This window comes from Heyndrickxia oleronia (genome assembly GCF_017809215.1).
Lineage (GTDB): Bacteria > Bacillota > Bacilli > Bacillales > Bacillaceae_C > Heyndrickxia > Heyndrickxia oleronia.
In genome coordinates this window covers 3,352,519-3,376,393 of record NZ_CP065424.1, presented here as the reverse complement: position 1 = coordinate 3,376,393, position 23,875 = coordinate 3,352,519, and the positions used below count along the sequence as shown (strand labels likewise).

Sequence of the window (23,875 nt, the reverse complement as noted above, 5' to 3'; positions counted from 1 at the left end):
GTTTTTATAATGGCACAAAAACAATTCAAAGTTATTGCAGATACTGGTATCCATGCACGTCCAGCAACATTACTTGTACAAACAGCAAGTAAATTTGATTCTGAAATCCAATTAGAGTATAACGGAAAACAAGTGAACTTAAAATCAATCATGGGTGTCATGTCTCTTGGAATTGGTAAAGATGCACAAATTACTATTAGTGCAGAAGGTAGTGACGAAGCAGATGCATTAAACAGCTTAGAAGAATTATTGAAAAAAGAAGGTCTAGCTGAGTAATGTCTACGATCCTAAAAGGAATAGCAGCTTCTAACGGAATTGCTATTGCAAAAGCGTATCGATTAGTCGAACCGGATCTTACATTTGCTAAATCAACGATAGATGATCTTGATAAAGAGATCTCTCGTTTTAAAGATGCGATTGCTGCATCAACTTCTGAACTAGAAACCATTCGAGACCATGCTAATAAAAAATTGGGTGCAGATAAGGCAGCAATTTTTGATGCCCATCTTCTTGTACTTAATGATCCAGAGCTATTAACTTCTGTAGAAGATAAAATTAAAAACGAAAAAGTCAATGCAGAAAGTGCATTAAAAGATACAACCGATATGTTCATTATGATGTTTGAACAAATGGAAAATGAATATATGAGAGAACGTGCTGCAGATATTCGTGATGTTAGAAAACGAGTATTAGCACATTTACTAAATGTGAAAATTCCTAATCCTAGCTTAATCAATGAAGAGGTAGTTGTTGTCGCTGAAGATTTAACTCCTTCAGACACGGCTCAATTAAATCGTGATTTTGTTAAAGGATTTACAACAAATATTGGTGGTCGTACTTCGCACTCTGCTATTATGGCTCGTTCTCTTGAAATTCCTGCGGTAGTTGGAACGAAGGAAGTCACAGCTAAAATCAATAATGGAGATATTGTAATTATTGATGGTTTAAACGGTGAAGTACATATTAATCCAACACCAGAAATTGTGGAGCAATATAAGAAAGAAAAGGAAAAGTTTGAAATTCAAAAAGCCGAGTGGGCGAAGCTAGTGAATGAAAAAACCGTTTCAAAAGATGGTCATCATGTTGAACTAGGTGCCAACATTGGTACACCAAATGATCTGCAGGGTGTAGTGGAAAATGGCGGGGAAGCTGTCGGCTTATATCGTACAGAATTTTTGTATATGGGAAAAGACCAGTTTCCAACTGAAGAGGAACAATTCGAATCTTATAAGAAAGTCTTAGAAGGTATGAAAGGTAAGTCTGTCGTTGTTCGTACATTGGATATCGGTGGCGATAAAAAACTTCCTTATCTTAAATTACCAGAGGAAATGAATCCATTCCTTGGTTTCAGAGCTATACGACTATGCTTAGAAGAACAAGATATGTTCCGTACACAGTTACGCGCGTTATTACGTGCCAGTGTTTATGGAAACTTAAAAATTATGTTCCCAATGATTGCAACTTTAAATGAATTCCGCCAAGCAAAAACAATTTTATTAGAGGAAAAAGAGAAGCTTGTTTCCGAAAATATACCTGTTTCAGACCAAATTGAAGTTGGAATAATGGTTGAAATACCTTCTACAGCTGTACTAGCTGATCAATTTGCTAAGGAAGTTGATTTCTTTAGTATTGGTACAAATGATTTAATTCAGTATACAATGGCTGCAGATCGTATGAATGAACAAGTTTCTTATCTATACCAACCATATAACCCAGCTATTTTACGTCTAGTTAAAATGGTCATTGATGCTTCCCATAAGGAAGGTAAATGGACAGGTATGTGTGGTGAAATGGCCGGAGATGAAATTGCAATTCCGATTCTTCTAGGTCTTGGGTTAGATGAATTCTCTATGAGTGCTTCTTCAATCTTAAAAGCTCGTTCACAAATTCGTGGATTGAATAAATCGGATATGGAGAAGTTAGCTGAGCAAGTTTTACAATTTCAAACCAATGATGAGGTAATTGAAGCTGTAAAAAAAGTTACATCCATGTAATTGATTTGTAAAAGAAAAAAGGTTTAATACGATTAAAAGGGTGGTAAAAATAAATATCTCGAGGAACTTAATTTACTGGTAACTTGAGGTACCATTTCTTTCTCATTTTTTCCCCCTTTTTTTATACTTGCAGATGATTATTCAATCATCTGTCTTTTTTTGTTTAAATTCTTATCTAATCATTACTGTTTACTGTATTAATTCAAATAGATGAAATTTTCCGTATGCTTGGTTTATACTGAGAAGAAAGGAGGAATGTTGGATGGATCTAGGATTAAAAGGAAAAACAGCATTAATTATGGCTTCAAGTCAAGGCCTGGGAAAGGCAATAGCAGAAGGATTTGTAAAAGAAGGAGTAAATGTTCTAATTGCAAGTCGTAATGTGGATCAATTAAAAATAGTTAAAGAAGAGCTTTCTTCTCTAGGGGATGCGAAAGTTGACTATATTGGTTGTGACATTACAAAACCAAATCAAATTGAAGCGATGATTCAAAAGTTATCAACAGAATATGGAGCATTGGATATTTTAATCAATAATGCTGGTGGTCCTCCAGCAGGAAGTTTTGAAGATCTGACAGATGATGAGTGGCAACAATCATTTGAACTTAATTTACTATCTTACATACGTATTATTCGAGGGGCATTACCACTCTTGAAGCGTAATGGTGGAAAAATTATTAATATAGCTTCGTCGTCTATTAAAGAACCAATATCTGGGCTAATTCTATCCAACACATTCAGAACAGGAATTGTAGGTCCATCTAAAACATTAGCAATGGAATTAGCTAAATATAATATTCTTGTAAATACGGTTGGACCTGGAAGAATTGCCACTGACCGTGTGAAACATTTAGATGAATTAAATGCAAAGAAAAATGGGTTAACTATTGAAGAAATAGAAGAAAGTGAAAAAGAAACCATTCCATTAGGACGTTATGGTAAACCTGAGGAGTTTGCGAATATGGTTGTATTTTTAGCATCTGAAGCGAACTCTTATGTAACAGGAAGTAGTTTCCTTGTAGATGGTGGAAAGATTAAATCAATTTAATGATTTTTGAAAACGGGGGAATGACTTTTGAACAAAATGAAGCCAATGATCGGTTTTATAGGAACGGGTATTATGGGAAAAAGCATGATTTCGCATTTATTACATGCTGGTTATGATGTATGGATTTACAACCGTACAAAAGAAAAAGCAATGGAACTCATCGAGCAAGGGGCACATTGGTGCAATACTCCAAAAGAAGTGGCAAAGCATTCAAATGTTATTATCACAATGGTCGGCTACCCTTATGATGTTGAAGAAGTGTATTTCGGCTCAGAGGGACTATTGGAAAATGCCCAGAAGAATACAATTTTTATGGATATGACCACTTCAACACCGACGCTTGCTAAAAGGATTGACCAGGCTGCAAAAGAAAAGGGCTTATATTCTTTAGATGCTCCAGTTTCCGGAGGAGATATAGGAGCAAAAAATGGAACACTTACAATTATGGTTGGGGGAAGCCAAGAGGTGTACGACAAAGTACTACCTATTCTATCATGCTTTGGAAAAAATATTGTGTATCAAGGAGAAGCGGGTGCTGGACAGCATACGAAAATGTGTAATCAAATTGCCATAGCTACAAATATGATCGGTGTTTCAGAGGCGCTCATCTACGCAAAAAGAGCAGGATTAGATCCTGAAAAAGTTTTACAATCGATTAGTGCTGGTGCAGCAGGCAGTTTTTCCTTAACAACATATGCTCCGAGGATGTTAGCAAATGATTATTCACCTGGCTTTTTTATAAAGCACTTTATTAAAGATATGGGAATTGCATTAGAGGAGGCTGAAAAGATGGATCTTGAGTTGCCTGGCCTTGCTCTAGCAAAAAAGATGTATGATCAATTAGTGGAATTAGGAGAAGAAAATAGCGGCACACAAGCATTGATAAAATATTGGGAATAAAAATGAGTCTTCCTCAACAAACTATCAATGAAGAACTTTAAAACGGTTTGGAGGAAGAATGAATGGCAAAACGAACAAAGAAAAATGATGCTGATCAAAAAAATAAAAAAGGCTTTGATTCTGCAGTGTTGAATGAGGAATTCGCTCATGAGATGGGTAGTGCTGCTGCAAATAAAATTCATAAAGATAAGGCCAAGAAGGAAAAAGCAGGAAAGAATAACGGGAAATATAAAGGGCAATAGAAAGAAAAAGAGTTGTCTAATAGGGGGACTATCCCTACTAGACAACTCTTTATTCTAGTTCTTTGCATTTAAAAAGTTCTCTATTCGATCTAATCCTATTTGAAGTACTTCCTTTGAACACGCATAAGACAATCTGAAGTATCCTTCCCCATATGTTGAAAATGCACTACCAGGTACAACAGCAACCTTTCCCTTATTTGCTAAATTTAATGCGAAATCAAAGGAAGTAGTTTGCAAATGATTAGGGACTTTCACAAAAAAGTAAAATGCACCGTCAGGCTTTACAAACTGTAGTCCCATCTCCATTAATCTCGCACTTACATATTCCCGTCTTTCAAAATACTCGTTTTTCATTGCCTCTGCATCGTTGATTCCTGCTGTTAAAGCTTCATAAGCGGCTTTTTGGGAAATGGAAGAGATACATGATACATTGTATTGATGGACCTTTAATATATGCTTACATAAATATTCTGGCGCAAAGAGGAAGCCTACTCGCCAACCGGTCATAGAGTGAGACTTTGATAAACCATTAATAACAATTGTTTGGTCCCTCAATTCGTTTGCAATTGAATAGTGTTTATCTGTATAAACGAGCTCACTATATATTTCATCAGCAATAATAAATATATTTTCACCTTTTAAAAGTGTTGCGATATCCTTCAATTCTTCTTGATTCAAGCTGACTCCAGTAGGATTTGAAGGATAGGGTAGAATAATACATTTTGTTCGTTTATTTAAAAATGGTTTTATTTTTTCAGCAGTTAATTTAAAATCACTATCTCTTGTATCAATATGTACTGGTGTGCCTCCACAGATTCGAATGAGGGGCTCGTAACCAGGGTAAATTGGTCCAGGTAATAGCACCTCGTCCCCTTCAGATAAAATGGTTCTTAATGTAATGTCAATTGCCTCACTTGCACCCACAGTCGCAATCACTTCATTTTCAGGACGGTAATTAAGGCCGTATTTTATTGATAGAAATTGACTAGCAGCCTTTCTTAATTCTAAATAGCCTGCATTATGTGTATAAGATGTAAAATCATTAGTTATAGCAGAAATGCCAGCTTTTTTTACATGTTCAGGAGTAGGGAAATCTGGTTGACCGATTGTGAAGGATATCAAATCTTCTATATCGTTAACCATATTGAAAAATTTTCTAATCCCAGAGATTTCAATATCTAAAACATTTTTATTAAGTAAGTGCTCCATGATCTTCACCCTTTATGAATTATTAACGCTTGTAATCATTAAAACTTACTCCTGATTAAGGAGGTTTAAAAATTTCGGATTAAAAATCCATCTAGTCATTACAAATGAGCTTTATATTGGATTTGTCAATTGGATAAATACTAGATGTGTCTGTTACAATATTTTATCATGACTCTTTATAATGTTCATGATAGAATAAGAGAAAAATAATAGAAATGGTTATTTTATCTACGAATAATGCCATTTTAGATTTTCATCGTTGTTTTCATCATAGGAGGAGAATGGTAGTGGACGTAGGATTAGAAAAACAAGAAAAAGAGTATGCGGGTTTTTGGATAAGATTTGGTGCGTATTTAATCGATGGTATCATTCTAAGTATCCCTTTGGCCATTTTTATGATTATTTTTTCATTGATATTTATAGGTGAAATTGTATTTTTAAATCCGACTTCTTCTCAATTTGAAGCGGAATTATCAGGACCAAAAGTTGTATCGTTTTTGGCAACTTATTTTATTTTCTGCTTGGTTGCTCTATTCGGTTCAATGGCCTATTTTGCTGGTTTTCAATCATCCAAAATGCAAGCCACACCTGGAAAGCTTCTATTTGGATTAAAGGTTGTAGATATTCAAGGCAATCGTATTACCTTTTGGCGTGGATTGGGTCGATATTTTGCAATGATTCTTTCAGGTATTTTTTATATCGGCTATATTATTGCTGCGTTTACAGAAAAAAAGCAAGCCTTGCATGATATGATTGCTGGAACTTATGTTATAAAAGCTAAATAATAGGATGAGATAAAATTATCATCTTCTAAATAGAGTGTTCTAGTTAAGGGGTGACCTCACTAATGTACATTTTCTAGAGTAGAATTTTAAGCTAGATAGTGTAATTTGGGGTTGCCCCTTTACTATTTGACATCGGTATTTTTATTACTTATCCTGCGCTAGTAGTATTACAGGATAAATTATTTAGGTAAAAAGTCCTGTTTTATTTTAGTTGAAAATTTATCAATTGCTACAAATACCCGTAAATTCAGTGTTCGTTTTTATATTTTTTACAGATAGGAACTTCGGTTTAGAAAAATTCCTAAAAAAATGGCAAAGACGTGTGCCGGTTTTCATGGTATATTAACTGTAGATTGATCAGTGAGAGGAAGTATGAAGATGGAAATTAGCAATGGAATATTATTAGATAGCGGGACTAATGAACTAGAAATCATTGAATTTGAAGTAGGACATAGTAGATTTGGCATTAATGTTATTAAGGTAAAGGAAATTATTCTACCAATTCCGGTAACATTTATTCCTCATTCACATCCATATATTGAAGGTATCATCCAATTACGTGGGGAAGTATTACCTGTGGTGGACTTGAAAAAGGTGTTGCAGCTTGGAAATTCAGCAACCACAGAAAATGAAAAGTATATCGTTACTGAATTCAATCAACAAAAGGTAGTATTTCATGTACATAATGTTTCACAAATACATAGGATATCTTGGGGACAGATTGAAAAACCTTCAGATATGTATTCAGGGGATACAACACAAATTATCGGCGTGATAAAACAAAATGATCATATGATTTTAATGTTAGACTTTGAACGAATTATTACAGAAATTAATCCTGAAACCGGAATTAATAAAAACACAATTAAAAAGCTTGGTACAAGAGAACGTTCCTCTAAAAAAGTGGTTGTTGCAGAGGATTCGGCACTTTTAAGAAAATTAATTTATGATACTTTATTTGAAGCAGGATATGAAAATGTTGAGTTTTTTGAAAATGGAAAGGATGCTTATAACTATTTAGAAGCGATTGTTTCAGATGGGAAGAGTATAGAAGAAGAGGTTCAATTGGTCATTACCGATATTGAAATGCCTCAAATGGACGGACATCATTTAACGAAAAAAATTAAAGAAGATAATCAACTATCCAAATTACCAGTCATTATTTTCTCCTCACTAATTACAGAAAGCTTGAGACATAAAGGAGAAATAGTTGGAGCGGATGATCAAGTAAGTAAACCAGAAATAATGGAATTAATTTTAAAAATGGATAAGTATATTCTATAGATGAGTAAAGAGATGTTACAAGTGTAAAGGAAAAAGGACTTCATACGTGAACTGCACCCCAATTGTTAGACACAACTAACAATTGGAGGTGCAGTTCAACGATGGAGTCCTTTTTTTATGCTTTTTCCACATCGTTTGTTGTCTTTATATATGGCCATCTGCCGGCTTTAACAGTAGTGCTTTGTGGGAGGTTGCTGCTCTTTTCCCAGTGAATTGGAGTAACATTCAGTGATATTTAAACTTAAAGCATTCAATAGCAACATTGCTTGAGAAAAGAGCCTTTTTTAATAACTGTCTCCTAATTTTTTAAAAACAGGTTTGGTTGGCTTTGGATATTTTCTTTGGGAATTGGATCGATGATTGATTTCTTGTAGTCCCGTGTATTTTTCCAATAGTTGTTTTGCTTGATTTAAGGGCATTCGACATTTTGGGTTCTTAGATGAATGATCTAGCTTGCCAAGGTGTGGAAGTGCTTCAAAATCCTGTTTTGAAGGGGGAATATGGAAAGAGTATTCACCACATTGAACAAGAACATCAGACTGTTGTTGACTAAATTTAGGGTTCTCGGAAAAATGCAGTCCGATTTTTTGTGCTTTTCCTTGAAAAAGCATTTTTTCGATCGCTGTTTTCTTTAATTTATACAAATATTTTGGATTTGTCGCTGTTTTTGCATGGCGATTAACAGTGAATATCGCTTGTGAGAGGTTCACAATTGTAGGTTGTAAGGTTGTGGAAGAATACAAACTCAAACAAAGAACTCCTTTCAATTAGGTAATTGTCCTTATTATACTACTTATTTATTTTATTGCAAAGTGTATGACAAACTGTCTTTTCTGAATCATATGCGGATAAAATAAGCTCGAATTTGATCAAACCATTTTGCTTTACAATATATTGACAATTCAAATTGGTTTAAATATAGTTAATATTGTTAATTGTTTAGGGAGTGAACTAAATTTGGATAAAAATAAAGTAAAATTATTAATCAAGCGTTATGAAGATGTGTATTTATTTGCTACAAAGAGAATTTCCTCTATTATGTCTGATCAAGTGTTTAATGACCTCTCGCTTGAGCAATTTGCTATATTACGAATCTTGTATCATCGAGATTCAATGAGAGCATCAGAATTAGCAGAAATTTTAGGAGTAAATAAGAGTGCAATTACGGTAAAAGTTGAAAAACTTGAAAAAAGACATCTAATTACTCGAGAAAGAGATCAAGAAGATCGACGCAATATACATCTCCATCTATCCGAAAAGGGCCATAGGGTTTATAAAGATGGCGAAATGAAAATTGAAAACTTTGTTTCGTCATACTTAAATGAATTAGATCCTAGGGATTTTGAATTGTTTATTAATCTTTATGAAAAAATACTGACAATTATTCAGAAGGATGGGAAGGAGTCTACAGGATGAAATTAATCGTACGTTTCAAATGGATTGTATTGGCACTGTGGATTGTTGCAGCTGCAGTATTAGCTTTCACCGCACCTGGAATGGAACAACTTGTTCGTGAAAAAGGTCAAATAGCGGTACCTGATGGCTATCCGTCAACATTGGCAGAGGACATTATGAAGAAGCATTCCAATGGAAATACCCATTCTGAGGATTTTATCATAGTTTTTCATAGTAAAAGCAAATTGAACACTGAGCAGACTATAAATATTGAGAAAACAATTAACCATTTAAAAAAAGATAAAGAAAAATTAGGCATTAATGATATTACTAGTCACTTCGATCAAAAAGATTTAAAAAACCAACTCGTTTCAAAAGACGGTAAGACAGTACTAACTATTTTATCCGTTGATATGGAAAACAAAGAAGTACAGGATGTTCGTGATAAATTAAATCAAGCAATAAAAACTCCAGATGTTGAAACAATGATGACCGGTGACGGATTAATCAATGAAGATGTAATAATTAGCTCACAGAACGGTTTAAAGAAGACGGAAATTATCACGGTCGTATTCATTTTACTCGTTTTAATATTGGTATTTCGTTCGGTTGTTGCACCTATTATTCCACTAGTAACGGTCGGGATGACTTATCTTGTTAGTCAATCAGTTGTCGCATTTTTAGTAGATAAACTTAATTTTCCTCTTTCGAATTTCACACAAATTTTTCTAGTTGCTGTTCTTTTTGGGATTGGCACAGATTATTGTATATTACTGCTTAGCCGTTATAAGGAAGAACTTTCAAATGGCAATGACACAGTAAGTGCAATTTTGGCTACATATAAAAGTGCAGGGAAAACCGTAATATATAGTGGTTTAGCTGTCATGGTTGGCTTTGCATCGATCGGATTTGCAAGTTTTAAATTATATCAATCTGCATCCGCAGTTGCGATTGGAGTAATATTTTTATTAATTTCACTACTTACAATTGTTCCATTTTTTATGGCTACTTTAAAAAAGAAATTATTTTGGCCAATTAAAGGGAATATCTCACATTCACAAAGTAAGCTTTGGGGCTGGATGGGGAATTTATCGATCACTCGACCGCTTATAGCTTTATGCATAGTGGCAATATTTACTGTTCCACTGATCATTTCATATGATGGTGATCTTTCGTTTAATTCCTTAGATGAAATTGGAGAGGAATATGAATCAGTGAGAGCTTTTAATCTAGTAGCAGATAGTTTTGGTCCCGGTGAAATGATGCCGATTAAAGTTGTGGTTGAAAATGATGAATCAGTAAAATCAAAAGAATACCTTGCGATTATTGAAAAATTAAGTAATGAACTTTCACAGACAATCCATGTGGAGAAGGTTCGAAGCGCAACAAGACCTGTAGGGGACCTTATGGAGGATCTATATGTTAAAAATCAAGTAAATACCCTAAGCGACGGTTTAAATGAAGGGAACAATGGGATCGGAACAATTAAAGAAGGTTTAAGTGAGGCAGCAAAATCACTCTCAGAATCTACTCCTAAACTAAAAGAAGCAACAGATGGAATTGGTGATCTACAGTCTGGCACCTTAAAATTACAATCTGGTCTAGGCGGATTACAAGATGCTCTTTCGCAAATTGAATCAAATATGCGTAAAACTGGTGCAGGTACAAATGAAATTAAAGCTGGAATAATCGAAGCAAAGAAACAAGCTATCCAATTAAAAAATGCGGCGAATGAGCTTCTAACTAATTACCAAAAGATGCAAAAGGGTATAGCTATTCTTTCACAGAATTATAACAATCAAATCTATCCAGGTTTAGAATCTATTAGTAATGAATTAACAAACTTAAATAATAATTTTATAGCTTTAGAGAATAAATACTCAGAATTATTATCCGATAATGATTATCTGAAAATTAAATTAACGATACAAGGGAGTTCTAGTCAGCTTGAAAGTCAACTACTTCCAGGAATAAAAACCTTAAATGTAAACCTTACTAATACGAGTACAGGTTTATCACAAGCGAATATGGGGTTAAATGGGATCATAACTGGTTTATCAAAGTTCGCAAGTGGATTTGATCCCATAATCACAGGTCTTGATCAAATAGAAATTGGAATTACGAAGCTTGCTTCAGGTCAAAATCAAGTCATTCAGGAATTACCAGAGTTCTCAAATGGACTTAAACAAATTGCAGATGGTCAAAAACAACTTCAAAATGGCTTTAGTCCCTTAGATGGACAAATGAATCAACTTTCAAATGGTCTAAATCAAAGTGCAGAAGGATTAGGAAAGATTGAGTCAGGAATTAATGATGCCAATTCATTTTTAAGTAAAATGTCTCAGGAAACTACAATCCAGAATTCTGGTATTTATATTCCAGATGAATTGATGGAGAACAAGGAGTATCAACAAGTATTTGATACGTATCTTTCGGAAGATGGTAAGGTGACGACAATCGATTTAGTATTAAATGAAAATCCATATTCAAATAAAGCAATGAGGTCTGTTGATGATATAGAAAATACAATTCATTCTACTTTAAAAGGAACGAAGCTTGAAAATGCTCATATTGGGATAGCAGGTATTACAAGTATGAATCATGACCTCGAAAATATGTCTAATTCAGACTATAATCGAACAGTAATGTTTATGATTTCTGGAATAACCATTATTTTAATCATTTTACTACGTTCGTTAATCATGCCTATTTATTTAATTGCTTCTTTACTATTAACTTATTATTCTTCGGTGTCCATTACAGAGTTTGTATTTGTTAATATACTAGGGCATTCCGGTATTAGCTGGGCCGTACCATTTTTCGGTTTTGTTATCATTATGGCTTTAGGTGTAGATTACTCAATATTTCTAATGGATCGGTTTTCGGAATATCGCCATTTGGATATTAAGGAAGGCCTACTAATAGCTATGAAAAATATGGGTACAGTCATTATTTCAGCAGCAATTATCCTAGCAGGCACATTTGCAGCTATGCTCCCTTCAGGAGTAATGTCTTTGCTACAAATAGCAACGATTGTATTATCAGGATTATTATTTTATGCATTTATTATTTTGCCACTTTTTGTACCTGTTATGGTTAGAACACTTGGTAAAGGAAATTGGTGGCCATTTATCTCAAATAAATAAAATGGCAAATGGGGCTTTCCTGTTTATAGGATTGCCCTTTTTTGAATTCATTTTTATCTTTAAGTACGTTCATTCTTCATCCAACACAATGCCTTGTCTCTTTTTAGGAATATCCTTAAACTACAGAAATTAAAGTTGTATTTTATTTGTAGTTTGTTGTATGACTATAAGGCATAAGTGCTTTTACTGTGAATTCGATCACAACTCCAAAATCATGAGAATTTGTTATATTTTTTCATTTTAACCTACCCATTTCTAAAAATACCTTGTAAAATAGACATAATACATAGATAGTAAAAAAGTTATAGATAAAATTTCAATACACAAACTTCTCCATTTATGGATTGGAACAACAGGGGTAAAAGGATGAGAGTATGGATCAGATAAATAGTAGACCAATAACAAAATATATGAAACATCCTAATAATCAATTTGAAGAGAAGATGATTAAAGATATTTTTTTCACCCAGTTATCTGACATGATTTTTATCATGAAAGTGGATTCCGAAAAGAAATTTCGTTATGCCTTTGCCAATGAAAAAGCATATGAGCATGCCAATTTAACTCAAGAAGATATGGGGAAGTCTTTGGAAGAGGTATTGCCTGAAGATCGTGCAAGCCATCTATACCATTATTATAATCAGGTAATAAATACAGGAGAAGTTATTGTATATTCTGATGATATAGAAGATCAAGATGGTCAGAAAAGAAGTTTTGAATCGCGATTAAATGGAATTAAAGACCATGAAGGAAAAATTAGTTATATCGTATCAATTACACGCGATATTACTTCAACAGTTATTGAAAAAAAGCAACTAATGGAATCAAAAGAGATCTATCAATCATTGATTGTGCATAATTTAGACGCCATTTTATCGGTGAACGAAAAAGGTAGGATATTAAATGCTAATCCTGCTAGTCAGAAGCTTTTAGGATGGGGTCATGAAGATTTGGTGGATCGTTCGATTTATGATTTTATTGATAAGGATGGAGTATCGAAAATTTACGGAGTGATGGAGAAAACCCTTGAAGGGGAACCTCAAGAGATTTCCGATTGTACGTTCTTTGGAATGAGTAATCGTAAAATCAATACCCAGCTAAAAACGGTTCCAATTATTGTCCATGAACATGTTGTAGGAATTTATGTCATTATTCGTGATCTTACTGAAAAATTGCAAAATACAGAGAAGATTCATTATATGGCTATGCATGATCATTTAACTGGATTGTGGAATCGAAAAGCCCTTATGGAACATATGCAAAATGAGATTATAAATTCAAAAAAGATAAACCGAAATTTTGCTATTTTATACATGGATATTGATCGTTTTAAATATTTTAATGATACCCTAGGTCATCAAGCTGGTGATTTATTATTAAAAGAAACGGCTGATAGACTATTAAATTTAAAAGCTACAGGTTTTCGTGTATATCGACTGGGTGGCGACGAGTTCGTAGTTTTACTAGCCGAAAGGGAAAAATGGGAAGTCCAAAAGTTTGCTCAAAGTATATTAGATTTATTTCATGTCCCATATAATATTAATGTTCAAGATTATTATGTCACGCCATCAATAGGAATTAGCCTGTTTCCTACAGATGGCCACGATACAGAAACATTAATTAAAAATGCGGATAGTGCACTTCTCCAAGTGAAGGAAAAAGGAAAAGGTCATTTTAGATTTTATCGTTCGGATATGAATGAAGCATTTCCAAACTATATATTAATGGAATCACATTTACGTAAAGCGATCGATATGAATGAGTTTGTTATGCATTATCAACCTCAGGTCCATTTGAAAACGGGGAAAATTAAAACGTTTGAAGCATTATTAAGATGGCAAAATCGAAAATTTGGTAATGTGCCACCTGGACAGTTTATTCCTTTAGCAGAGGAAACTGGATTGATTATTCCTATTGGAGAATGGGTTATCCATAGTGTTTGCCAACAACTAGCTAATTGGAGAGAAAAAGGGCATCAAGATATAAGGATAGCCGTAAATATATCGCCCAAACAATTCCTACAATCAAATTTACCGGAGGTCATTCAACAAGCGTTAATAGAAAATCAATTACCTGCTTCCTCATTGGAAATAGAAATAACTGAAGGAGCGATGGAGGATACGAGGGCAGCCCTTTCTATGTTACAGCGCTTAAAAGAATTAGGAGTTATCATTTCCGTCGATGATTTTGGTACAGGATACTCCTCATTGAATTATTTAAAAAGTTTTCCTATTGATATTTTGAAGATTGATCAGTCTTTCGTACGTGAAATTCAAATTAATGAAAAAGATGCAGCTATTACAAAAACGATTATTCACCTGGCACATAATTTAGGTATGGAAGTCATTGCTGAAGGTGTTGAGGAGAAAGATCAGGTCCAATTTTTAGTTTCCGTAGAATGCCAAAAAGCTCAAGGATATTATTTCAGCCGTCCTGTTACTGCGGAGGAAATTGAACAAAAAGTTTTATATGCCTAGTGAAATAAAAGAAAATGATTAGTTTTCTAAACGAGCATTTATTACTTATTTTTCAATCAGTAGTAAGTAATATAAAAAATGATGATAAAAAAAGCAATCGGCTACATTAATAGTCGGTTGCTTTTAATGTGAAGACCGTAATCTCGGGAACAGATAAAAAACGCAGGGGTAATCTAGTGGTTCCTAATCCCCTATTAACATATAAATATAGTGGATAGTTATGATTAAGGTGATATTCACCTTCAGGATATTTTTTTCCATAAGGGGGCGTTATTAATGCACCAAAAAAAGGAATTTGTACTTGGCCACCATGACTATGTCCACTTATTTGAAAATCAACATTATAGGTTGAAGCTGCATCTGCTAAATCAGGTGCGTGTGATAGAAGAATTTGAAATGCATCCTTCGGAGTAGATTTTAGTGCTTGAGTTAGATTCGGAGTACCTAGCATAGCATCATCGATACCCGCAATATGAATTTTAGATCCATCTTTTTGCTGTATAGTAGTACCTTCATTTCGTAAAACACTAAATCCAGAATTTTTCATAGTATTCATATATATATTAGTTCCATAACCACCGTGATCGTGATTTCCATAAACAGCAAATTTACCAAAAGGTGCTTGTATTTGATTTAAAATAGGAGGTATTTTTTTTATATATGGAAAGTGGTTCGGCTCGTCCATTAAATCTCCAGTAAAAAAAACGATATCTGGATTTAATGAATTAATTCTGTTCACGTGATCTTCTAGTTGATCAAGAGTATACTGGAAGCCAAGATGTGTATCGCTGAATTGAACTATGTTCATTTGATCGAAGCTTATAGGGATTTTATTATGCTTTACTGTAATATGTTTAACCTCAAGTCTTCTTGGTTCAATATATCTAGAATAAATATATCCCCCACTACCGATTCCAATTAGCGATAGGATTGTACCAATTCCTTTTTTTAGAAATTTTCTTCTCGAAAGACTTATAGGCATATGAGACGCACAATTGTCTTCTGATGCTCTTTATAAATTCTTACCATAATTTTCGCTAAGTGCTTCTCTCCTTTATCATTGAAATATGACTCTATTAAATGTATATTCAAATTATAGTATTCATTACCTTTGTTATGAAAATAGTTGCTGTTACTCATAATTTTAAAAAAATAGTAAAAATGATGACAAGAGTGCCTTCATATAATATATAATACTATTCGATTTTTTTCATTCATTACTTATCAAAGAGAGGAGTTTAAAAATGAAAACACATGAACAAATGGATGCAATATTTCTACCTACTGAAACAGGAATGATTAAAATATATGCGTATGGATTCTCACCATCTGGATCATGGGGTCAAGTATATACAGAATATAATGATATCACGATAACAGTTAAAGGTTATCATCGCAAGAAAACAATTATTCGATCTTTAAGTAGATTGAATGAATCATTGCTAAATAAAATGGAAGATAAGTAAAAAGAGTGTGAAAGCTCTTTTTTTTTGTATAAAATTTCATAAATTTCAGTCATTACATGTTACAATATGAGTGAGTATTCATTCATATTAGCTGGGAGGTATAAAAAATGAAAGATAAGGTTGTAATTATAACTGGTGGTTCTAGTGGGATGGGAAAATATATGGCATATCGCTTTGCAAAAGAAGGAGCAAATGTCGTAATTACTGGTAGAAACTTAGAAAGATTGGATAAAGTAAAAAATGAGCTTTTAAAAATTCAACCGAATATATTAACAGTACAAATGGATGTCAGAAACCCTGATGATGTCGATAGAATGGTGAAGGAAGTAGACAAAAAATTTGGTAGAATTGACTTTCTTGTTAACAATGCTGCAGGGAATTTTATTACACATACAGAAAATTTATCGGTCAATGGCTGGAATTCAGTTATTAATATTGTGCTCAATGGGACATTCTATTGTTCACGTGCAGTAGGACATTATTGGATTGAACGTCAAATGAAAGGAAGTATCATCAATATGGTGGCAACATATGCTTGGAATGCTGGTGTAGGTGTTGCCCATTCCGCAGCGGCTAAAGCAGGAGTATTGTCATTAACAAGGACACTTGCAGTAGAATGGGGAAGGAAATATGGAATTCGTGTGAATGCTATAGCACCAGGGCCGATTGAAAGAACAGGTGGTGCTGACAAGCTTTGGGAATCAGAAGAAGCGGCAAGAAGAACTTTGAATAGCGTACCACTTGGTCGATTAGGAAAGCCAGAAGAGATTGCAGGACTTGCTTATTTTCTATTTTCGGATGAAGCCGAATATATAAATGGGGAATGCATTACGATGGATGGTGGTCAATGGTTAAATCAATTCCCTTTTTGATTTGAAGTTACTGTCACACTCCATCTTAGAACGAAAATCATTTGTATATTGCCTAATCTCAACATTTAGGACTTTAGAAATGAATCCCCCTGTTGAGAAATCAAAACAAGAATACTTTTCACGGATCATATTAGAATGCATTAACAAATACATGCATTTTTCTTGTCCTTAAGCACTTTGCGTGATATTTAATGTGTATGAATGATATGATAGAAAAAATGAAGAGGTCGTAGTTAGGTTTCTTTCATACACATGTACTATGAAAGTGATAGGAGATGTTTTATTAATGAAAATTGAAATTTGGTCTGATTATGTATGTCCGTTTTGTTATATTGGGAAGCGACGCTTAGAGGAGGCGATTCAAGAATTTCCTCACAAAGAACAGATTGATCTGGTTTTTCGAAGCTTTGAATTGGATCCAAATACCAAAAATGATAATGATCTAAATATACATGAGGCTCTTGCTAAAAAATATGGCATGTCTATTGAACAAGCAAAACAAATGAATGAGAATGTAGGTCAGCAAGCAAAAGATGTAGGATTAACTTATCAATTCGATACGATGATACCAACTAATTCCTTTGATGCCCATCGTTTAGCTAAATTTGCTGAGGAACATGGTAAGGCACAAGAAATGAATGAAAGACTGCTTAAGGCGTATTTTACCGATTCAAAAAAGATTAGTGATATTGAAATATTGGCGGACCTTGCTGAAGAAATTGGTTTGGATCGTGAACGTACATTAAATGTACTCAAGGGCTCAGAATATGGTCAGTTGGTACGTCAAGATGAAGCGGAAGCCAAGCAAATTGGGATAACTGGTGTTCCTTTTTTTGTACTAAATCAAAAATATGCCATTTCAGGTGCCCAACCAACTGAAACTTTTATTAACGCCTTAAATATGGTATGGGAAGAAGAAAATGAGAAAAAATCATTAAAAATAATTAATACATCAAAGAGTGAATATTGTACGGATGAAGGCTGTGAAATATCTGAAGAATAGTATTCTTGTTCTTCGTTTTAACAATGAATAGGAAAACGGATAAAAAGGTAGGGGTATGATTGAGAATATTTAATAAAGAGAATGTGATAACCAGTTTTTCTGCCAAACACAAACCTTCATATTCAGTCAATATGGGAGAAATTTTTCAAGTTGAAACAAACGATTGTTACGGTGGAGCAATAACGAGTCCAGATCAATTACGTACAGAAATAAATATAGACTATATCAATCCAGCTACAGGTCCCATTTATATCAATGATTTACAAAAAGGTGAAACTCTTTGTATTGATATTCTGGATATTCAATTAGATGAATATGGAGTTATGGTTCTATATCCTGGAATGGGTCCCCTTGGTGACTTAGTTAAACAAGCAGATACAAGAATATTTCATGTAAGTTCTGGAAAGGTAGAATTTAATGAAGAGATTGCTCTTCCTGTAAAGCCAATGATTGGTGTAATTGGGGTAGCTCCTTTAGAAGGAGAAGTTTTCAGTGAATCACCTGGGGATCATGGTGGTAATATGGATACAAAACAGATTACGACCGGAAATAAATTATACCTACCTGTTTTTCATGATGGTGGCCTGTTGGCATTAGGTGATTTACATGCTTCAATGGGTGATGGTGAATTAAATGGCTCTGGTATAGAGATTGGTGGGAAAGTGACGATGAGCTTATCAAAAAGCAATCTAAGCATTCCTATGCCTATTGTTGAAACAACCGATTCATTTATGTTTATTTCATCAGCGAAAACTTTTGAGGAAGCGTCTAATAAAGGTATGGAGGCAGTTGTCCATTTATTTAAGAAAAAGCTAGCCTTATCTTTTAATGATTCCTATCGATTATTGAGTGCAGTATGTGATCTGCAAATTAGTCAAATTGTTAACCCATTAATCACTGTGCGTGTAGTTGTTCCAAAAGGGATTATTTCTAACCTATTCTAATTGATATGACGGAGCTGTTTGAATATTTTCAGACAGCTCCGTTTTTTATTATGAAAAATAGGGTAAAGAAAATAGTAAAGTATGTCAGTAATTGTATTAAAAATACGAACGGTTTCTTTCATATCGACAAATTTCTGTTGTTACAATGGGAGAAGAAAAAAAGCAAACAGAGGAGGATGAATATGCGGATTATGGCTACCATTTTTTCCATTATGCTTTTTCTGACATTTGGACAAGCATCTCACGCATCAACAATGGGGGGGACGGATTCAGCGATTAAAGAAATAGTTAAAAAGTCTTTGGATGCACAAGTTAAATTAAGTGAAAAAGAGCGGGATTTGAAGGAAATTCATGAAATGTTAATTCCCTATTTTACAAGTTCATTTATGCAAAAGTTCCTTAAAGAAAATTTAGTAAAAACCAATTATGGGTATCAAACGTTTGGAACCGATTTTGCACGATATTATATTCCTTTTTTTTCTTATGATCAATATACGAAAGTCGTCCATTATAATAATAAATATTATGTTTTAGAAAAACGTAACTTAGGTAATGAGGGGCCAGTTCTATATACATCTGAATATCAAGGTGTTTGTTTGGTTAATGAAGATGGGAGGTGGAAGGTGGAAAATGTCCTTTATGATCTACCGATTGAACTATTAAAGAAAATGAATGAATCAGATAAAACTGGATTTAATAAGAATACAGTAGCTTTGCTTGCTGAGAATCCTTTTTTCTTAGGATGGAAACATTTATTCAATAGTAGCTTTCACCCTATTATATAATAAAGGAAGGTGGCCATAAGATGGTTCACCTTCCTTTTAAATTGAAGGTTACTATCTATTTGTGACTTCTTTTTTCCAATAATCAATTAATCCCATGGAGCAAACTTTCAAATCAAGATCAATTACTTTGAAAATTTTGTGTTCTTTCGGCACTTGTTGTTTAAATAACTCATTTATAATGCCTTCTTTGAGTCTTATATAAGTATATTCTATTCTTTCTTCGTCCATCTCACTATAGAAGTAACCCTTTCGTCCACAATCAACAAAGAATTCTATCCATCTTTCTACCTCATTCAAAGCAAATTCAACTTGTTTTGTATAACCAAAATGACCGAAATAAAGATAATTGAGTGATTTTTCACGGTAAAGCTTAATCGAATGTAACATTTCTGTTGGGTTAAACTGATTTGGTGAAGTTGTTGGTAAATAAAGATCAATGCCAAGTTCTTTTAACATCCAATAATAAATCCCTGCGGTATCACCTGTAAACATTCCATTTGATACAGGGTCGTAAATGCTGAAATGATGTCTGGCATGACCAGGAGTATCATAAAATGTCAAACAAGTGTTTTTGCCAATTTGCAGTGTTTCACCATCATTTTTGACCATTATCCTTTCTTTTGGAACAGGTAGTATAGGCTTAAAAAGTTGATCAAATTGATTCCCATATACAGCCCTTGCACCCATTTCTAATTTACTTGGATCAGCCAGGTGCTTCGCGGCCTTTGGATGAACCACAACTTTTGCATTTGGACAATCCTGTAGGAATAGTCCCACACCACCTCCATGGTCAAGATGTATATGTGTTAGAATAATAAATTTTATTTGATCAAGCTCAATATTCAATTCTTTTAAGCCTTGCTTTAAATATGGAATGGACGGACTAGCGGAGGTTTCAATTAACGTTATTGAGTCTTCAAGAATTACAAATGAACCAGTTCTCTCACTCATACCAAGATCGAATAAATCAATTAGTTTAATCCGTTCATTAACATCGATTATGCTCATTTTATTCCTCCTCAAATAGTTTATATATGTATATATTTAATTTTACCCCTTGTTTATTGGAGAATAAAGAAATTAGTAGTTAGAATTTTAGTTTCGGGAATGATAAGAATATAAGTTATAATAAATAATAAATGATAAACATGACAGTATAATCAAATAGCCATAATAATGGCAAAATAAAAATTGTTTTTTCGTAAGTATTAAGGGTGGTAATCGTCACTCGTATAGGTTATGATAAACCGGTGACTTAATTGGTGATGGTGTTAAACAGAAAGGAGTTTACTATGTCTCAACTATTAGGAATTATCCAAAGATTAAAAGCGATGCAGGATGCAAAGGATACAGGTGAGATACAACAACGCAGATTTGAGGTAAATGGAAAAACATTATGTCAAGTAAAGTTTTTTCCAGCGACAGATACCTTTGAATTAGAGGAATATGATGAAGATAAAAAAGTAAACAAATATCAATTTGATGATATTGATATTACCGCTATAGAAATTTTTGATTTAGTACAAGAAGAGAAGAACCCATCCTAGAGCCTAATTAAAGGCTCTTTATTTTTTTATCTAAAAAATAGCTGTAGAATATTTGGCTGTTTTTGGTATAGTTTGTTGCTTTTATAAAAGCCAAAAAGGATTTTGCGGTTCTTATGAGTTTGCAGCTCTTTTTTAGTGAATTGAAAGATGTAGCTGTCTTTTTCAGATGGATTTTTGGTGAAACTTAACTTGAATTGTAACAATGTTTGAAAAAAGAGCCAATAATTAAAATGTTAATTCGTTCAAAGTTGATGTTATTATGATAAAATAAGGGAGGGAAACCTTAAAACATAACAAGGGAGTTTTACAATGATTTCCTTACAAAGTAATGAATTTTTAGAACCGAAAATCATGGATTTCGTGATTCCTTCAGAAAAAGTTGCACATGTTCAAGTTGGAAATAGTTTAGAACATGCACTATTAGTACTTACTAAAAGCGGCTATTCAGCTATACCAGTATTAGATGCAAAATACAAACTACATGGACTCATTAGTTCATCTTTAATTACTGAATCTATTTTAGGCTTAGAACGAATTGAATTTGAAAAATTAAGTGAAAAAAAAGTAGAAGATGTTATGACAGTAAAAATTCCAAGATTAAAAATTGATGATCATTTTGAAAAAGCTTTAGGTCTACTGATAGACCATCCGTTTTTATGTGTCGAAGATCAAGAGGGCTATTTTGCAGGAATTTTCACTAGAAGATCGTTATTAAAAGAATTAAAAAAACATGTACAAAAATTAAATCATTTATAAGAACAAAAAAATAAGCTCCATAGTGGGGCTTATTTTTTTATCTTATTAAGTACGAGGTTAGCATATGCTTGAGAGCCTGATTTATTTAAATGGACTCCATCTGGAGCAAAATACTCATTATGCCCTTTACTTGCTGTATACCAATCTACTAATGTGACATTCGAATATTTAGGAGCAACTTCTTTTAAGGTTGAATTCACTACTGATTCCCAAGGACGTGGGACCCGGGTGTTAACTAAAATGATCTGTTTATCGTTTCCGATTGTTTGAATCATGGATTCAAGCTGATCTTTTGTAAATGCCCCATTTGTCCCTTGCTCGATAATTACCGTATCACCTAAACTTCCGTTTTTTACCATGTGTTCAACAATACGAATAGCTTGGTACATTTGCCTTCCAACCTCAGCATCAACAGTCATTGAAGGAATTTTATCTTTTAAAAATGGAGCTACATCAAGTAGTATAGAATCTCCAATAGCTGTCGTATGGATATCTTTCAGATTAGTAACAGTTTGTTTTTCCTCTTTTGTATTTTCAGTCTTGCTACTAGTTGTTTCTTTACTATTTTCACTCTCAACGTCTTGATGTTGTTGTTTTTCATTTTTTTCACTAGGTTTATTTTTTATTTGTTTAATAGGTTCTTTTGGGTCATATTCTTTCATGGCTGCTTTAGAGTATTCTTTTTTATTACCACTTGCTGAAGGATCATTTGATACAACGACTAAGGAAATCATTAATATGAGAATGGCCCCAGCTAATGTTGCAACACGAGCAAAGGAGATGTGATGATCCTCAAACCAATTTTTCATCATCTTAAATGAGTTTGAAAATCCATGACGTCGAATCGGATTTTCTATATATTTATAGGATAACGCTGATAGACCTATAATGAGTACTAGTTGAATTAATACTCTAATTAGTGATATTCCATTGGTATTCACTGAAGGTGTAGTTAAAGTAATAATAGGATAATGCCATAAATATATCCCATAAGAGCGTACCCCTAACCATTGCAATGGTTTAATACTAAAAAGTTTACTAATACTATTAGCAGGATGCACTAATACCGCAACGAGTATGGCAGTAATAAGAGAAACAAGAACCATACCACCACGATAGAGGAAGCTTTCATATTGATTGGTCCTCCAAAGCATGAATAGAATTACTAGTAGTGCTACTGCTCCAATAGTGTTAAGGAAATATTTTAATCCTTTTGGAATGTCAAAAGCAAGCTTCTGACTAGGCCAATATAATGCTAGTGCCGCTCCAATTAAAAGTGAAAAAGCACGGGTATCGGTACCATAATAGACTCGACTTGGATCCAAGCCAGGTTGATACAAGACCCCCATTGCTATTGCAGATATTGTTGCAATAATAACAATCAATAGGAAAAGGAGTCGTCTCGGAATGAAACGAAATCCAAGCATTAGTAATAACGGCCAAACTAGATAAAACTGCTCTTCTACAGCAAGTGACCAAAAATGATTGAGAAGTGATGGATTTGCAAAACTATCAAAATAGGATTGGTTGTGAAATATATACCACCAATTACTAAAATAAAATAATGCTGCAAGACAATCCTCTCTCAATGAGTGAAGAAAGGATCGGTCAAAAAGACTTACCCAACCAATTAAAATTAACAGTAACAGGAAAATAGCTGGTAGAAGACGTTTAGCCCTTTTTAGCCAAAACTTTTTCAAGTGAATGTGTTGATGTCGGTCCCATTCTTCAACGAGGAGATCGGTTATTAAATAACCTGAGAGGACGAAGAAAACGACAACTCCTAAAAATCCACCACTAGCCCATTTAAAGCCTAGATGATAGAAAATGACGGAAAGTACCGCTAATGCGCGAAGTCCGTCCAGACCTAGAATATATCTTCTTTTTGGTGTTGCAGATTGAATCATGCAATCCGCCCCCAAAACTTATAGGAATATTTGTTCTTTAGTATAATGATGTGGTACATAGATGTTTATCCCTTTCTACTAATTAAGCAATATGTTGGTTACTCCCATTAAAAAT

The 23,875-nt window shown here is 33.7% G+C and carries 22 protein-coding genes; 17 read left to right on the top strand and 5 right to left on the bottom strand.

Annotation, left to right across the window (positions count from 1 at the left end; translation table 11 throughout):
* Nucleotides 1-9 precede the first annotated feature (9 nt).
* The 5 genes from I5818_RS16845 to I5818_RS16825 all read left to right on the top strand — a co-directional run bounded on the left by I5818_RS16845 (nucleotide 10) and on the right by I5818_RS16825 (nucleotide 4,184).
* Complete coding sequence (locus I5818_RS16845; protein WP_058002448.1) at nucleotides 10-276, top strand: phosphocarrier protein HPr; 267 nt, start codon at nucleotides 10-12, stop codon at nucleotides 274-276.
* Complete coding sequence (gene ptsP / locus I5818_RS16840) at nucleotides 276-1,994, top strand: phosphoenolpyruvate--protein phosphotransferase (protein ID WP_071976569.1); 1,719 nt, start codon at nucleotides 276-278, stop codon at nucleotides 1,992-1,994. The genes I5818_RS16845 and ptsP overlap by 1 nt, the downstream gene beginning before the upstream one ends.
* A gap of 262 nt (nucleotides 1,995-2,256) precedes the next feature.
* The gene (locus I5818_RS16835; protein WP_078111411.1) at nucleotides 2,257-3,042 is read left to right on the top strand and encodes an SDR family oxidoreductase; all 786 of its coding nucleotides are present in this window, start codon (nucleotides 2,257-2,259) and stop codon (nucleotides 3,040-3,042) included.
* A gap of 36 nt (nucleotides 3,043-3,078) precedes the next feature.
* Complete coding sequence (locus tag I5818_RS16830; RefSeq protein WP_058002735.1) at nucleotides 3,079-3,942, top strand: NAD(P)-dependent oxidoreductase; 864 nt, start codon at nucleotides 3,079-3,081, stop codon at nucleotides 3,940-3,942.
* 62 nt (nucleotides 3,943-4,004) lie between these two features.
* The gene (locus I5818_RS16825) at nucleotides 4,005-4,184 is read left to right on the top strand and encodes a hypothetical protein (RefSeq protein ID WP_058002451.1); all 180 of its coding nucleotides are present in this window, start codon (nucleotides 4,005-4,007) and stop codon (nucleotides 4,182-4,184) included.
* Between the two features lie 54 nt (nucleotides 4,185-4,238).
* Here I5818_RS16825 and I5818_RS16820 read toward each other — a convergent pair whose 3' ends face one another.
* Nucleotides 4,239-5,393 (bottom strand): aminotransferase A, encoded by a 1,155-nt coding sequence (locus tag I5818_RS16820; RefSeq protein ID WP_058002452.1) that lies wholly within the window; start codon nucleotides 5,391-5,393, stop codon nucleotides 4,239-4,241.
* Between the two features lie 287 nt (nucleotides 5,394-5,680).
* On the opposite strand from I5818_RS16820, the gene I5818_RS16815 reads away from it, so the two are divergent.
* Nucleotides 5,681-6,178, top strand: a complete 498-nt coding sequence (locus I5818_RS16815) for an RDD family protein (RefSeq protein WP_390883488.1) — start codon at nucleotides 5,681-5,683, stop codon at nucleotides 6,176-6,178.
* Between the two features lie 378 nt (nucleotides 6,179-6,556).
* Nucleotides 6,557-7,462 (top strand): chemotaxis protein, encoded by a 906-nt coding sequence (locus tag I5818_RS16810; protein ID WP_058002454.1) that lies wholly within the window; start codon nucleotides 6,557-6,559, stop codon nucleotides 7,460-7,462.
* Between the two features lie 284 nt (nucleotides 7,463-7,746).
* On the opposite strand, the gene I5818_RS16805 is transcribed toward I5818_RS16810, so the two are convergent.
* A complete protein-coding gene (locus tag I5818_RS16805) occupies nucleotides 7,747-8,211 on the bottom strand; it encodes a YkyB family protein (RefSeq protein ID WP_071976571.1) in 465 nt (154 codons plus the stop codon).
* Between the two features lie 208 nt (nucleotides 8,212-8,419).
* On the opposite strand from I5818_RS16805, the gene I5818_RS16800 reads away from it, so the two are divergent.
* The 3 genes from I5818_RS16800 (at nucleotide 8,420) to I5818_RS16790 (ending at nucleotide 14,480) form a co-directional block, all read left to right on the top strand.
* Complete coding sequence (locus I5818_RS16800; protein ID WP_071976572.1) at nucleotides 8,420-8,878, top strand: MarR family winged helix-turn-helix transcriptional regulator; 459 nt, start codon at nucleotides 8,420-8,422, stop codon at nucleotides 8,876-8,878.
* Entirely contained in the window at nucleotides 8,875-12,003 is a 3,129-nt protein-coding gene (locus I5818_RS16795) for an MMPL family transporter (protein WP_078109196.1), read from the top strand. The genes I5818_RS16800 and I5818_RS16795 overlap by 4 nt, the downstream gene beginning before the upstream one ends.
* Before the next feature lie 374 nt (nucleotides 12,004-12,377).
* On the top strand, nucleotides 12,378-14,480 hold the full coding sequence (locus tag I5818_RS16790) for a sensor domain-containing protein (RefSeq protein ID WP_201785802.1): 2,103 nt from the start codon (nucleotides 12,378-12,380) through the stop codon (nucleotides 14,478-14,480).
* Between the two features lie 106 nt (nucleotides 14,481-14,586).
* On the opposite strand, the gene I5818_RS16785 is transcribed toward I5818_RS16790, so the two are convergent.
* Nucleotides 14,587-15,462 (bottom strand): metallophosphoesterase, encoded by an 876-nt coding sequence (locus I5818_RS16785; RefSeq protein WP_180213070.1) that lies wholly within the window; start codon nucleotides 15,460-15,462, stop codon nucleotides 14,587-14,589.
* A gap of 262 nt (nucleotides 15,463-15,724) precedes the next feature.
* Between I5818_RS16785 and I5818_RS16780 the strand changes: the two genes are divergently transcribed.
* The 5 genes from I5818_RS16780 to I5818_RS16760 all read left to right on the top strand — a co-directional run bounded on the left by I5818_RS16780 (nucleotide 15,725) and on the right by I5818_RS16760 (nucleotide 19,550).
* On the top strand, nucleotides 15,725-15,946 hold the full coding sequence (locus tag I5818_RS16780; RefSeq protein WP_058002459.1) for a hypothetical protein: 222 nt from the start codon (nucleotides 15,725-15,727) through the stop codon (nucleotides 15,944-15,946).
* Between the two features lie 107 nt (nucleotides 15,947-16,053).
* Nucleotides 16,054-16,818 (top strand): 2,4-dienoyl-CoA reductase, encoded by a 765-nt coding sequence (gene fadH, locus I5818_RS16775; RefSeq protein ID WP_058002460.1) that lies wholly within the window; start codon nucleotides 16,054-16,056, stop codon nucleotides 16,816-16,818.
* 286 nt (nucleotides 16,819-17,104) lie between these two features.
* Entirely contained in the window at nucleotides 17,105-17,821 is a 717-nt protein-coding gene (locus I5818_RS16770) for a DsbA family oxidoreductase (protein WP_078111226.1), read from the top strand.
* Nucleotides 17,822-17,880: 59 nt separating this feature from the next.
* A complete protein-coding gene (locus I5818_RS16765) occupies nucleotides 17,881-18,765 on the top strand; it encodes an acetamidase/formamidase family protein (RefSeq protein WP_071976575.1) in 885 nt (294 codons plus the stop codon).
* A 182-nt stretch (nucleotides 18,766-18,947) separates the two neighbouring features.
* Nucleotides 18,948-19,550: a DUF3993 domain-containing protein gene (locus tag I5818_RS16760; protein WP_169846969.1), complete on the top strand. Its 603-nt coding sequence runs from the start codon at nucleotides 18,948-18,950 to the stop codon at nucleotides 19,548-19,550.
* 51 nt (nucleotides 19,551-19,601) lie between these two features.
* Here the strand turns inward: I5818_RS16760 and I5818_RS16755 are convergent, their stop codons facing one another.
* The gene (locus tag I5818_RS16755) at nucleotides 19,602-20,558 is read right to left on the bottom strand and encodes an MBL fold metallo-hydrolase (RefSeq protein WP_058002464.1); all 957 of its coding nucleotides are present in this window, start codon (nucleotides 20,556-20,558) and stop codon (nucleotides 19,602-19,604) included.
* A gap of 284 nt (nucleotides 20,559-20,842) precedes the next feature.
* Between I5818_RS16755 and I5818_RS16750 the strand changes: the two genes are divergently transcribed.
* Together I5818_RS16750 and cbpB are read left to right on the top strand one after the other, a co-directional pair.
* On the top strand, nucleotides 20,843-21,097 hold the full coding sequence (locus I5818_RS16750) for a YkuJ family protein (protein WP_058002465.1): 255 nt from the start codon (nucleotides 20,843-20,845) through the stop codon (nucleotides 21,095-21,097).
* 309 nt (nucleotides 21,098-21,406) lie between these two features.
* Nucleotides 21,407-21,853: a cyclic-di-AMP-binding protein CbpB gene (gene cbpB, locus I5818_RS16745; RefSeq protein ID WP_058002466.1), complete on the top strand. Its 447-nt coding sequence runs from the start codon at nucleotides 21,407-21,409 to the stop codon at nucleotides 21,851-21,853.
* A 29-nt stretch (nucleotides 21,854-21,882) separates the two neighbouring features.
* Here the strand turns inward: cbpB and I5818_RS16740 are convergent, their stop codons facing one another.
* Nucleotides 21,883-23,760, bottom strand: coding sequence for an acyltransferase family protein (locus I5818_RS16740; protein WP_078109982.1), 1,878 nt, complete (start codon nucleotides 23,758-23,760; stop codon nucleotides 21,883-21,885).
* Nucleotides 23,761-23,875 lie beyond the last annotated feature (115 nt).